Annotated in this window: 11 protein-coding genes, 1 tRNA gene and 2 pseudogenes; 11 read left to right on the top strand and 3 right to left on the bottom strand. The window is 71.7% G+C overall.

Annotation, left to right across the window (positions count from 1 at the left end):
- From ACVNF4_RS24245 to ACVNF4_RS24290, 10 genes and pseudogenes are all read left to right on the top strand, one after another.
- Positions 1-186, top strand: a pseudogene (locus ACVNF4_RS24245) (hypothetical protein); the annotation flags it as partial.
- Positions 183-1151, top strand: coding sequence for a complex I subunit 1/NuoH family protein (locus ACVNF4_RS24250; protein ID WP_461804989.1), 969 nt, complete (start codon positions 183-185; stop codon positions 1149-1151). The pseudogene ACVNF4_RS24245 and the gene ACVNF4_RS24250, both read left to right, overlap by 4 nt.
- A pseudogene (locus ACVNF4_RS24255) lies at positions 1151-1660 on the top strand (NuoI/complex I 23 kDa subunit family protein); the annotation flags it as partial. The gene ACVNF4_RS24250 and the pseudogene ACVNF4_RS24255, both read left to right, overlap by 1 nt.
- 326 nt (positions 1661-1986) lie before the next feature.
- Entirely contained in the window at positions 1987-2688 is a 702-nt protein-coding gene (locus ACVNF4_RS24260) for an NADH-quinone oxidoreductase subunit J family protein (RefSeq protein WP_461804990.1), read from the top strand.
- The gene (gene nuoK, locus ACVNF4_RS24265) at positions 2688-3065 is read left to right on the top strand and encodes an NADH-quinone oxidoreductase subunit NuoK (RefSeq protein WP_461804991.1); all 378 of its coding nucleotides are present in this window, start codon (positions 2688-2690) and stop codon (positions 3063-3065) included. Before ACVNF4_RS24260 ends, nuoK begins: the two co-directional genes overlap by 1 nt.
- Complete coding sequence (locus tag ACVNF4_RS24270) at positions 3062-5056, top strand: NADH-quinone oxidoreductase subunit 5 family protein (RefSeq protein WP_461804992.1); 1995 nt, start codon at positions 3062-3064, stop codon at positions 5054-5056. Before nuoK ends, ACVNF4_RS24270 begins: the two co-directional genes overlap by 4 nt.
- Positions 5057-5062: 6 nt before the next feature.
- The gene (locus tag ACVNF4_RS24275) at positions 5063-6637 is read left to right on the top strand and encodes an NADH-quinone oxidoreductase subunit M (RefSeq protein WP_461804993.1); all 1575 of its coding nucleotides are present in this window, start codon (positions 5063-5065) and stop codon (positions 6635-6637) included.
- A complete protein-coding gene (locus tag ACVNF4_RS24280; protein ID WP_461804994.1) occupies positions 6634-8157 on the top strand; it encodes an NADH-quinone oxidoreductase subunit N in 1524 nt (507 codons plus the stop codon). The genes ACVNF4_RS24275 and ACVNF4_RS24280 overlap by 4 nt, the downstream gene beginning before the upstream one ends.
- A 174-nt stretch (positions 8158-8331) precedes the next feature.
- Complete coding sequence (htpX, locus tag ACVNF4_RS24285; protein WP_461804995.1) at positions 8332-9192, top strand: zinc metalloprotease HtpX; 861 nt, start codon at positions 8332-8334, stop codon at positions 9190-9192.
- Positions 9192-9584 carry a YccF domain-containing protein gene (locus ACVNF4_RS24290; protein ID WP_461804996.1) on the top strand — a complete coding sequence of 131 codons (393 nt, stop codon included), beginning with the start codon at positions 9192-9194 and terminating at the stop codon, positions 9582-9584. The genes htpX and ACVNF4_RS24290 overlap by 1 nt, the downstream gene beginning before the upstream one ends.
- 104 nt (positions 9585-9688) lie before the next feature.
- Here the strand turns inward: ACVNF4_RS24290 and ACVNF4_RS24295 are convergent, their stop codons facing one another.
- Both ACVNF4_RS24295 and ACVNF4_RS24300 read right to left on the bottom strand, forming a co-directional pair.
- Complete coding sequence (locus ACVNF4_RS24295; protein WP_461804997.1) at positions 9689-10963, bottom strand: APC family permease; 1275 nt, start codon at positions 10961-10963, stop codon at positions 9689-9691.
- A gap of 188 nt (positions 10964-11151) precedes the next feature.
- Positions 11152-11640 (bottom strand): YajQ family cyclic di-GMP-binding protein, encoded by a 489-nt coding sequence (locus ACVNF4_RS24300; protein ID WP_461804998.1) that lies wholly within the window; start codon positions 11638-11640, stop codon positions 11152-11154.
- Between the two features lie 225 nt (positions 11641-11865).
- Between ACVNF4_RS24300 and ACVNF4_RS24305 the strand changes: the two genes are divergently transcribed.
- Positions 11866-11947: transfer RNA gene (locus ACVNF4_RS24305), tRNA-Tyr, on the top strand.
- A gap of 89 nt (positions 11948-12036) precedes the next feature.
- Here ACVNF4_RS24305 and ACVNF4_RS24310 read toward each other — a convergent pair.
- Complete coding sequence (locus ACVNF4_RS24310) at positions 12037-12324, bottom strand: hypothetical protein (RefSeq protein WP_461804999.1); 288 nt, start codon at positions 12322-12324, stop codon at positions 12037-12039.
- Positions 12325-12526: the final 202 nt, after the last annotated feature.

A 12526-nucleotide genomic window follows, 5' to 3' on the forward strand; every position in this document is an offset into this window, starting at 1 on the left:
CCCGACGCCGAGGCGAAGCCGCCGGAGCCGGCCCCCGGGGCGGCGGCAGCCGGGCGCGCGACTCCGGAACCCACCCCGAAGCCCCCGGCCTCACCCTCTGCCGACCCCGACCCCGACCCCGACCCCGACCCCGACCCCGCTTCCGGCGAGGACGACACCCCCACCGACCCAGGAGGCCCGCAGTGAACGACGCGCTCGACGTCACCCTGCGACTCCTGATCGTCTTCGTCGTCTTCCTCACCTTCCCCCTGCTGATCGGCCAGACGGAACACAAGGTCATGGCCCACATGCAGGGCCGCCTCGGACCGATGTACGCCGGCGGCTTCCACGGCTGGGCCCAACTCGTCGCGGACGGCGTGAAGTTCGCGCAGAAGGAGGACATCGTCCCGGCGGGCGCGGACCGCCGTGTCTTCCAGCTCGCCCCGGCCGTCGCCCTCCTGCCGTACCTCCTCGTCCTGCTCGCGATCCCGATCGGCCCGGGGGAGGGCGCCGTCGGCCAGGTCCTGGACGCGGGCGTCTTCTTCGCCCTGGCCGTGATGGGTGTCGGAGTCCTCGGCTCCCTCATGGCCGGCTGGGCCAGCGCCAACAAGTTCTCCCTCCTCGGCGGCCTGCGCACCGCCGCCCAGCTCCTCGCCTACGAACTCCCGATGCTCCTCGCCGCCGCCTCCGTCGCGATGGCGGCCGGCACGGTCTCCCTCCCCGGCATCCTCGACGCTTTCGAGTGGTGGTGGCTGCCCTGGCAGCTCGTCGGCGCGATCGTCTTCTTCGTCGCCGGACTCGCCGAACTCCAGCGCCCGCCCTTCGACATGCCCGTCGCCGACTCGGAGATCATCTTCGGCGCGTACACCGAGTACACCGGCCTGCGCTTCGCCCTCTTCCTGCTCGCCGAGTACGCCGGGATCGTCGTCCTGTGCGGCCTCACCACCGTCCTCTTCCTCGGCGGCTGGCACGGCCCCTGGGGCGCCGACGGCCTCGGCTGGGTCTGGACCCTGCTGAAGACGGCCCTCCTCGCGTTCGTCGTGATCTGGCTCCGCGTCACCTACCCCCGCCTGCGCGAGGACCAGCTCCAGAAGCTCTCCTGGACCCTCCTCGTCCCCCTCTCCCTCGCCCAGATCGCCCTCACCGGCGTCGTCAAGGTGGTGATCTCCTAGTGCCTCCGCTTCCCGGCTCCGGCCTGGCCAAGGGCCTGGCCGTCACCCTCCGCACGATGACCCGCAGGTCCGTCACCGAGCAGTACCCCGACACCCAGCCCGAACTCCCGCCCCGCACCCGCGGCGTCATCGGCCTGTTCGAGGAGAACTGCACGGTCTGCATGCTCTGCGCCCGCGAGTGCCCCGACTGGTGCATCTACATCGACTCCCACAAGGAGACGGTCCCGCCCGCCGCCCCCGGTGGCCGTGAGCGCAGCCGCAACGTCCTCGACCGGTTCGCCATCGACTTCTCCCTCTGCATGTACTGCGGCATCTGCATCGAGGTCTGCCCTTTCGACGCCCTCTTCTGGTCCCCCGAGTTCGAGTACGCCGAGACCGACATCCGCGACCTCACCCACGAGCGCGACAAACTCCGCGAGTGGATGTGGACCGTCCCCGCCCCACCCCCTCTCGACCCCGGCGCCGAAGAACCCAAGGAACTGACGGCGGCCCGCAAGACGGCGGAGAAGCAGTCCCCACCCCAGCAGCCCGCCCCGCCTCGACAGCCCCTGCCCTCCACAGCTCGCCCGGCCCCCACCGCCGGACCTGAGCCCACCGGGACACCTGCTACCGGTCCCGCCGACGCGCCCGCTCCCGGTCCCACCGGCACACCTGCTACCGGCCCCGCCGGTACGCCCAGCCCCGGCCCGGCTGACCCGCCAGCCCCTGGCGCCGCCTGCCGCGAGGAAGGCCCCACCGGCCGCCCCGGCTCAGGTTCCGCCGGTGCTCCCGGCCCCGGCTCCACCGACCGGTCCACTCCCGGCCCAGGCCCCGCCGACCCCCAGGAAGGCCGGCCATGAACCCCGCTCAAGTGCCGCACGGCCTCCTCGCCCAGGCCCCGCACGGTTTCCTCTCGCCCACCGGCGTCGAGATCGCGTTCCTCCTTGTCGGCCTGCTCACCCTCGGCGCGGCGGTCGTCACCGTCACCACGCGCCAGCTGGTGCACGCGGCCCTCTGGCTGGTTGTGGCCCTCGGGGGGCTCGCCGTCGAGTACCTGTTGCTGACGGCGGAGTTCGTTGCCTGGGTGCAGGTCCTCATCTATGTCGGTTCCGTGGTCGTCCTCCTCCTCTTCGGTCTGATGCTCACCCGTGCCCCCATCGGCCGCTCCCCGGACGCCGACTCCGGGAACCGGTGGGCCGCCCTGACGATCGCCGTCGCCGCCGCGGCAGCCCTCGTCTGGGTGGTCGCCGATGCCTTCCGCACCACCTGGATCGACCTCGACGGCCCGGCCGCCGGCTCCACGAAGGTCACCGGCGAGAGCCTGTTCCGGCACTGGGTCCTGCCTTTCGAGGCCCTCTCCGTCCTTCTCCTGGCGGCACTGGTCGGCGCGATCGTCCTGTCCCGCAAAGCGAAAGCGGAAACGAGCTCTCCCCCGGAGAACGCCCGACCGATCACACAGAGTTCCCATCCCGTCACAGATTCCGAAAAATCTTCGCGGCCCACCGAGAACCCCACGGAGAACCCCACCGACCCGACCGAGCAGGAAGGCGCCCGCTGATGCACCTCGCCTACCCCGCCGTCCTCTCGGCCCTCCTCTTCTGCACCGGCGTCTACGGCGTCCTGGCCCGCCGCAACGCGATCCTCGTCCTGATGTCGGTCGAGCTGATGCTCAACGCGGTCAACCTCAACCTCGTCGCCTTCGACGTCTGGCTCAGCAGGGCCGCCCAGGACACGCTCCACTCCGGCCAGGCCCTGACCCTGTTCACCATCGCGATCGCCGCCGCCGAGATCGGCATCGGCCTGGCGATCGTCCTCGCGGTGTACCGCAACCGCGGCACCTCCGACATCGACAGGCTCCGCGACACCGCCGAGCCCCCCGACCCGATCGCGTCCCCGAACCCCACGGCGGGAGAGAAGGCCGAGGCTGCCGCGTGACCACGACCACCCTCGCCACCCTCGTCCCCCTCCTGCCGTTCCTCGGCGCCCTCGCCGGCCTCCTCCTCGGCCGCACGGCCCCCGGCTTCGTCCGCCCCCTGGCCGTCCTGCCCCCGCTCGCCGCCCTCGCGCTGGCCGTCCTGGTCGCCGTACGGCAAGGCGGCGACATCCCGGTCGACGCCGCGACGCAGCTCACCCCCACCGGCTCGATCCCGATCGAACTCGCCCTGCACATCGACGGCTTCGCGGCCCTCGTCGCCGTCCTGGTCGCCCTCGTCGCGACCTGCGTGCAGATCTACTCGACCGGCTACCTCCGCGACGACCCCCGCTACCCCTCCTACGCGGCCCTCGTCTCCCTCTTCACCGCCGCGATGCTCCTGGTCGTCTACTCGGGCGACCTGATCGTGCTGCTCGTCGGCTGGGAGGTCATGGGCATCTGCTCGTACTTCCTGGTCGGCCACTACTGGGAGACTCCGGAGGCGCGCGCCGCGTCGATCAAGGCGTTCCTGGTCACCAAGCTGGGCGACGTCCCGTTCCTCATCGGCCTGTTCGCGCTGGCCACGGACGCCGGGTCGTTCCGGATCACGAAGATCCTCGACGCCGTCGCGCACGGCGGCCTCGGCCACCCGACCCTGATCGCCCTGCTGCTCCTCGCGGGCGTCGCCGGCAAGTCGGCGCAGTTCCCGCTGCATACCTGGCTCCCCGACGCGATGGCGGGCCCCACGCCGGTCTCCGCGCTGATCCACGCCGCGACGATGGTCGCCGCCGGCGTCTACTTCGTCGCCCGGCTCCTGCCGGTCTTCGAGACGTCCCACGCCGCCATGGCCGTCCTCGCGGTGATGGCCGCCGTGACGATGCTCGGCTCCGGACTCGCCGCCCTCGCCCAGGACGACATCAAGCGCGTCCTCGCCTACTCGACGATCGGCCAACTGGGCTACATGACCGGCGCCCTCGCCGTCGGCGACCGGAGTGCCGCCGTCTTCCACCTCCTGTCCCACGGCGCGTTCAAGGCGCTGCTGTTCCTCGCGGCCGGCGCGGTCATCCACGCGGCGGGCACGAACTCCCTCGCCGCGATGTCCCGCACCGGCGGCCTACGCGCGCGCGTGCCGGACGCGTTCTGGACGATGACCGTGGCCCTCCTGGCGCTCGCCGCGATCCCGCCGTTCAGCGGCTTCTTCTCCAAGGAGTCCGTCCTCGGCGCCGCCGAACACGTCGTCACCGGCCACACCGAGCACGCCCCCGCCGCCGCGGGCTGGGTCGTCATCGTCTCCGCCCTGCTCACCGCCCTCCTGACCGCCGCCTACGCGGCCCGCCTGTGGCTGCTCGCCTTCCACGGCCGGGGCGCCGAAGCCCCCGACCACGGCCGGCAGCCCCTCTCCATGACCGTCGTCCTCTGGATCCTCGCCCTCCCCTCCCTGGCCCTCGGCGGCCTCGCCTACGCGACGCTCCCCGACTGGTTCGACGGCACCTCCCTCGCCCCGACCCTCACCACCTCCGTCCTCGGCACGGGCTTCGCCCTGGTCGGTGCCGTGGTCACCTACGGCGCCCGGCGCCACCTCACGGCCACCGCAGCTCGTGTCCCCCTCGGCGCGGTCGCCGCCCACCCGGACGGCGACGCCGCTACCGTCGAGGCCGAGGCCATCGCGAGCCACACCGCCGCCTACGGGAGCCTCGCCTCCGCCCAGGACCCCGCCGACCCCGGCCGCCTCCTGCTCGGCCCCCTGCACCGCCACGCCGCTACGGGCTTCCACCTGGACGCCCTCTACGGCGCCCTGTTCGTCCGCCCCGTGCAAGCCGCCGCGCGCCTCGTACGGTTCCTCGACCGCGAGGTCGTCGACACCTACGTCAGCGGCGCCGCCGCCCTGCCCCGCTGGCTCGGTGCCGCTGTGCGGCGGGCCCAGACCGGCAACGTCCAGACCTATGTGAGCGCGCTGCTCGCCGGCACCGTCGTCCTCGCGGTGACCGTCCTTCTCGTCGCCTCGGGAGCGTGAGCGCGCGTGATCGGTATCAACGAGTCCGTGATGCAGTTCCTCCTGGCGTTCACCGTCGTCGGACCGCTCCTCGGCGCCGTCGCCGCCCTCCTGCCCGCCCCGCCGGGGCTGAAGGGGAAGTCGCCCGAGCAGGCGGTGCTGCGCCACGGCGTCACCGTCACGGCAGCCGTCCTGGCCGCCGCGATCGCCCTCGCGCTGGGCTTCGACCACGACCACCCGTCGAAGATGCAGGCCAGCACGGACATCAACTGGATCCCCGCACTCGGCGTACGTGTCCACCTCGGCATCGACGGCATCTCCCTCCCGCTGCTGGTCCTGACCGCGCTGCTGACCTTCCTCTGCGCGCTGTACTCCTACTTCAAGCCGCCCACGGGCCCGTCCCCGAAGGCGTTCGTCGCCCTGCTGCTGCTCTTGGAGGGCGGCACCCTCGCCACCTTCGCCGTCCTCGACCTCCTCCTGTTCTTCCTCGCCTTCGAGACGGTCCTCATCCCGATGTACTTCCTCATCGCCCGCTGGGGCGGCGAGGACCGGACCCGCGCGGCCTGGAAATTCATCCTCTACACGCTGCTCGGCTCCGTCGTCATGCTCCTCGGCCTGCTCCTCATCGGCGTCAGAGCGGGCACGTTCGACATGGTCGCACTCGCCACTGACAACGGCCGGTCCCTGACCACATCCGTGCAGGTCATCGCCGTTCTGGCGATCGGGATCGGGCTCGCCGTGAAGACCCCGATGTGGCCGCTGCACAGCTGGCTGCCCGACGCCCACACCGCCGCCCCGACCACCGGCTCGGTCCTGCTCGCCGGCGTCCTGCTGAAGATGGGCACCTACGGGTTCGTCCGCGTCCTGCTCCCCGTCGCCCCGGACGGCCTGCGCGTCTTCGCGCCCTACCTCGCCGCCTTCGCCGTCGTCGGGATCATCTACGGCTCCCTCGCCTGCCTCGCCCTGGTCCGCCCCGGCGCGAACGGCGACCTGAAGCGGCTCATCGCCTACTCCTCCGTCGGCCACATGGGCTTCGTCCTGCTGGGCATCGCGTCCATGACACCGACCGGCGTCAACGGCGCCCTGTTCGCGAACATCGCCCACGGCCTCATCACCGGCCTGCTGTTCTTCCTCGTCGGCGCCCTCAAGGACCGCACCGGCAGCACCGACCTCGACACCCTCGCGCAGACCACCGGAGCGGCCCTGTACGGGCGCGCGCCCCGCTTCGGCGGCCTGCTCGCGTTCGCCGCCGTCGCCTCCCTCGGACTGCCCGGACTCGCCGGGTTCTGGGGCGAGATGCTGGCCCTGTTCGGCGCGTTCGACCCCGCGGACGACCTCAGCAGGCCCGCGTTCCTGACGTTCACGGCGATCGCCGCGTCCGGCACCCTCCTGACGGCCGCGTACCTGCTTCTCGTCGTCCGGCGCGTGTGCATGGGCGCCGTCCCGAAGGACGCCCCGGAACTCGCCGACGTACGCCCGTACGAGTTCGCGGCCTGGACCCCGCTCGTCGTCCTCACCGTCGTCGGCGGCCTGTGGCCCAAGGCCCTCCTCGGCCTCACCGACCCGGCCGTGCAGCAGCTCCTCGCAGGAGGCCCCCGATGAGCGCCCTCGCGCAGTCCGTCGTCCAGTCGGTCGACTGGCTCACGATCGCCCCGCCGGCCGTCGCAGCCGTCGTCGGCCTCGCCGTCCTGGTCGCCGACCTGTTCCTCCCGGAGGCGCGCAAGCCCCTGCTGGGCTGGTTCGCCGTCGCCGGACTCGCCGCCTCAGCGGCCCTCCTGCTGCCCCTCCTGGACGGGGACCGTGCCACGTTCTGCCTGGTCGGCGACCCGGAAGTGTGCAGCTACACGGCCGACCGCTTCACCCTGATCGTCCAGTTCCTGGTGCTCGGCGGAGCCCTCCTGACGGCCCTCCTGTCCGTCACCGCCCTCAAGGACGCGCGCGGGACACTCCCCGAAGGGGAGTACTGGTTTCTGCTGCTGTCGTCCGCCGCCGGTGCGGCCCTGCTGCCCGCCTCCCGGGACCTCGCCACCCTGATCGTCGCCCTGGAGGTCGCCTCCCTGCCCGCCTTCGCGCTGGTCGGCCTCCGGCACGGCGACAAACGCTCCTCCGAGGCGGCCCTCAAGTTCTTCCTGTCGTCCGTCACGGCCACCGCCGTCAGCCTCCTCGGCGTCAGCTTCGTGTACGCGACAACGGGCACCCTGTACCTCACCCAGGTGGCCGAACGCCTCCAGGACGTCGACGGACAGTTCCACACCCTCGCCCGAACGGGTGTCGTCCTCACCCTCGTCGGCTTCGCCTTCAAGACGGCCGCCGTCCCGTTCCACTTCTGGGTCCCCGACACGTACACCGGCGCCCCCCTGCCGATCGCCGCCTACCTGTCGGTCGTCGGCAAGGCCGTCGGCTTCTCCGGCCTGATCCTCGTCACGGTCGTCGCCCTCCCGTCGTACGGCGACGTCTGGGGCCCGGCACTGGCGGGGCTCGCCGCGCTCACCATGACCGTCGGCAACGCCGGCGCCCTGCGCCAGCACGCCACGCGCGCGTACAGCGCGATCCGCCTGCTCGCCTGGTCCTCCGTCGGCCAGGCCGGCTACCTCCTCGTCCCGATCGCCGCCGCGGCCTACACGGACGACGCCGAGCACGCCGTGGGCTCCACGCTCGCGTACGCCCTCATGTACGCCGCCGTGAACCTCGGGGCGTTCACCGTGGCCGCCCTGGTGGGCCGCAGGAGCCCGCACAACCGCCTGACGGACTACCGGGGCCTGCACGCCCGCAGCCCGCTCTCCGCGCTCCTCCTGGCCTTCTTCCTGCTCTGCCTGGCAGGCCTCCCGCCGGGCGTCATCGGCCTCTTCGCGAAGGTCACCGTCTTCTCGGCGGCCGTCGACGCGGGCCTCGGCTGGCTCGCGGTCGTCATGGCCGTCAACGTCGTGATCGCCCTCTTCTACTACCTCCGGTGGACGACGCTGCTGTTCCGGACGCCCGAAGAGGCACCGGCCGAAGGGGAGCCGCCCGCGCGCGTCCCCGCCCCCCTCACCGCCGCCCTCGCCCTCACCGCGGTCGTCGCGGTCGTCCTCTCCGGAGCCCCCCAGCTGATCCTGCGGTTCGCCGACACCACCCTGTTCTGATCCGCGCGCGGGCCCTCACCCGGACGGCCGACAGGCACGCCCCGCGCGCGCAAGGGAACTCGGGGCGCTCGCCTGGCGTTGAACCGGACAGGAAGGTCCACTGGACGTGACACCAGAAGGACCGAAGATCAGCGAGCAAAGGGTTCCCCTGCCGCACGACTTGGAGGGCGTACCGTGCAGCGCCGGCACAACGGGCTCAGGACCGCAGTACTCCTCGGGGGACTGTCCGCATTCATCGTCGTCATCGGCGGCTTCTTCGGCCGGACCGGCCTGGTCATCGCCGTCCTGATCGCCCTCGGCACCAACGCGTACGCGTACTGGAACAGCGACAAGCTCGCTCTACGCGCGATGCGCGCGCGCCCGGTGAGCGAGTTCGAGGCCCCCGCCCTGTACCGGATGGTCCGCGAGCTCTCCACCCAGGCCCGCCAGCCCATGCCCCGCCTGTACATCTCCCCCACGGAGGCGCCCAACGCCTTCGCGACCGGCCGCAACCCGCGCAACGCGGCCGTGTGCTGCACGGACGGCATCATGCGGCTCCTCGACGAGCGCGAACTGAGCGGCGTCATCGGCCACGAGCTGAGCCACGTCTACAACCGGGACATCCTCATCTCCTCGGTCGCCGGGGCCCTCGCCTCGGTGATCGTCTTCCTCGCGAACTTCGCCTGGCTGATCCCCATCGGCCGCTCCGACGACGATGACGGCCCCGGCATCCTCGGCATGCTCCTGCTGTCACTCCTCGGCCCGCTCGCCGCCGGCCTCGTCCAGCTCGCCATCAGCCGCTCCCGCGAGTACGAGGCGGACGCCTCCGGGGCACAGCTCACCGGCGACCCCCTCGCCCTCGCGAGCGCGCTGCGCAAGCTCGAACTCGGCACCCAGCAGCTCCCGCTGCCCCCCGAGCCCCGGATCGAGACCGCGAGCCACATGATGATCGCGAACCCCTTCCGCCCGGGGCAGGGATTCTCCAAGATGTTCTCGACGCACCCACCGATGGCGGACCGTATCGCCCGCCTGGAAAAGATGGCAGGGCACCAGTAGTGAAGACCATTCTCAACGTCATCTGGCTGGTCCTCAGCGGATTCTGGCTCTTCCTCGCCTACCTCGGCGCGGGCCTCCTCCTCTGCATCACGATCATCGGCATCCCGTTCGGGATCGCCGCCTTCAGGATCGGCGTCTACGCCTTGTGGCCCTTCGGCCGCACGACCGTCGAGCGCCGTGACGCGGGAGCGCCGTCCTGCATAGGCAACGTCCTGTGGCTCGTCCTGGCCGGCTGGTGGCTGGCCATCGGCCACATCGTCACCGGCTTCCTGCTGTGCCTCACGGTCATCGGGATCCCGTTCGGCATCGCCAACTTCAAGATGATCCCCGTCTCCCTCATGCCGCTGGGCCGCGAGATCGTGCCGACGGACCAGCCGTTCGGGGCCCGCTGAGCCCTGCCGGGCGGTGAGTGACCGAGTTGTCCACAAGCGGGAAGTTATCCACAGGCCGGACGGATTGTCGGTGGCGTCCTGCACGATGGATGCATGACGGGGTCTCAGCCGCCGCTCCCACCGGCAGCCGTCCCACGCCGGACCCCGTACGCGATCGCACCCACCACCAGCACACCCGCTCCGGAGACCACCGACACCCACGGAAGGGAGAACGCCAGCAGGACGCACCCCAGCAGACCGACCACCGGCACCAGCCGCGCGAGCGGTGCCGAGGACAGGGTCCACGCCGAGGCGTTGGCCACCGCGTAGTACATGAGGACACCGAAGGAGGAGAACCCGATCGCACCCCGGACGTCGAGCGTGGCGGCCAGGACGGCGACGACCGCGCCCACAGCGAGTTCGGCGCGGTGAGGCACCCGATAGCGGGGGTGCACGGCGGACAGCGCGCCGGGAAGATGCCGGTCCCGGGCCATCGCGAGGACCGTCCGCGAGACCCCCAGGATCAGCGCCAGCAGCGACCCCAGCGCGGCGACGGCGGCACCGCCCCGCACCACGGGGACGAGCCCGGGGACGCCGGCGGTGCGCACCGCGTCCACCAGCGGAGCACCCGCCCCGCTCAGCCCCCCGACACCGAGCACGGAAAGGACGGCGACCGCCACACACCCGTACACCACCAGCGTGACGCCCAGGGCGAGCGGGACCGCCCGGGGGATCGTGCGCGACGGATCCCGCACCTCCTCGCCCAGGGTCGCGATCCGCGCGTACCCCGCGAAGGCGAAGAACAGCAGCCCGGCGGCCTGCAACACCCCGCCCGCCCCACCGGAGAACCCGATGTCCGCCGGCCCGGCGCCGGACCTCTCGGCCCCCTCCGCCCCCAGGCACACGGCCACCACCCCCACCAGGACTGCCAGCACCACGGCCACCACCACCCGCGTCACCCACGCCGACTTCCGGACGCCGCCGTAGTTCACCGCCGTCAGCACCAGAACCGACGCGACCGCCACCGCGTGGGCGTGGTCCGGCCAGACGTACAGCCCCACGGTCAGCGCCATCGCCGCGCACGACGCGGTCTTCCCGACGACGAAGGCCCACCCGGCGAGATACCCCCAGAAGACGCCGAGCCGCTCCCGGCCGTAGACGTACGTACCGCCCGACGCCGGATAGCGGGCGGCCAGCCGGGCGGAGGACGTGGCGTTGCAGTAGGCGATCACGGCGGCCAGTGCGAGGGCGGGCAGCAGACCCGTCCCGGCGGCCCGCGCGGCAGGCCCCAGGGCGACGAAGACCCCCGCCCCGATCATCGCCCCGAGCCCGATCACGACCGCGTCACCGAGCCCGAGGGAGCGCCGCAGTTCGGCCGGGGAACCGGAGGGGAGAGTCATGAGCGGCAACCCTAGTGACCGGGGCAACCGGAACGTTCCGGTACGGCGTCGGTCGCACCAATACGGGGCGAACACACCTGCGGTGGCGGGTGCGGAGGGCGCGGGCGCGGACATTCCCGGTGCCCCGGACACGCCAGAAGGGCGGGCGCCCGACAGGCACCCGCCCTTCTGGCCCACCGGCCCGTGGACTACCGGTAGTTCACGAACTGGAGCGCGAAGTCGAAGTCCTGCCCCTTCAGCAGGGCGATGACGGCCTGGAGGTCGTCACGGTTCTTGGAGCTGACGCGCAGCTCCTCGCCCTGGACCTGGGCCTTGACGCCCTTCGGACCCTCGTCCCGGATGATCTTGGCGACCTTCTTCGCGTTCTCCTGCGAGATGCCCTCCTTGACCTCGGCGAAGAGCTTGTACTCCTTGCCGGAGAGCTGGGGCTCGCCCGCCTCCAGAGCCTTCAGCGAGATCCCGCGCTTGATCAGCTTGGACTGGAAGACGTCGAGGACGGCCAGGACCCGGTCCTCGGAGTTCGCCTCCATCAGGATCTTCTCGCCGGACCACGAGATCGAGGCACCCACGCCCTTGAAGTCGTAGCGCTGCGAGATCTCCTTGCCGGCCTGGTTGAGGGCGTTGTCGACCTCCTGCCGCTCGACCTTCGAGACGATGTCGAAACTGGAGTCGGCCATGTCCTGTGGCTCCTTGTATCGGGGGCGTGACGAGTGCGTGGCGGCGTCCTCGCGGGCTCGCGCCCGTACCGGCGTGGACCCGGCCGCGTCCGGACAAGCCTAGCCACCCGATCACCTCCGGGCGCAGCTCAATCGGGTGGCGAAGCACCCCTCCCCATCGGGTATTGTTTACGTCGTTGCCAGGGAACACCGCCGAAAAGCGGTTCGAACAGGCGACAAAACCCCGGCGGTGTGCCCGAGCGGCCAAAGGGAGCAGACTGTAAATCTGCCGGCTCAGCCTTCCCAGGTTCGAATCCTGGCGCCGCCACACGGGAACGCAAGGGCCCGTGATCCACTCAAGCAGTGGATCACGGGCCCTTCGTCATGTGTGCGGGACGTGGTGGCTCATGAAGAAGATCACACCCCCTCCGAGGCGCCGGGCTGTTCCCGGGCGGCGCGTTTCACCTCTGCCTCGACCTCGCTGCGGGGGCGCTCCTCGGTGCGGGCGTGTTCCGTCACCGCGGACTGGGCGTCGCGGGCGAGGTCGCGCCAGGCCCGCCAGGCGGTCTCGTAGGTATCCGTCTGGGTTTCCGACCAGGGGGTGGCCGTGGGGGAGCCGTAGGTGTCGCGCAGCTCCCGTACGCGTGTGTGCGCCTCGTCCGCGGCGCGCTGACGGTGCACCAGTTCCTCGAAGGTGTGTGCCACGGGATCGGATGCTAGGGAGCTGATCGCACTTTTCCGCGCTGCGCCGCAGCGTGCCGCGAGGCCGTACCCGCGTGGCCCACTGAGGCACACTGACCTCATGTCCAGCCGCCGCAGAACCTGCCCCGAGTGCCGCCGCGAGATCGCCGTCGTCGCCGGCCGGTTCGCCCGGCACGACCCGCCCGGCGCCCGCGGCACCGGCGAG

It is taken from the genome of Streptomyces sp. S6, assembly GCF_054880855.1.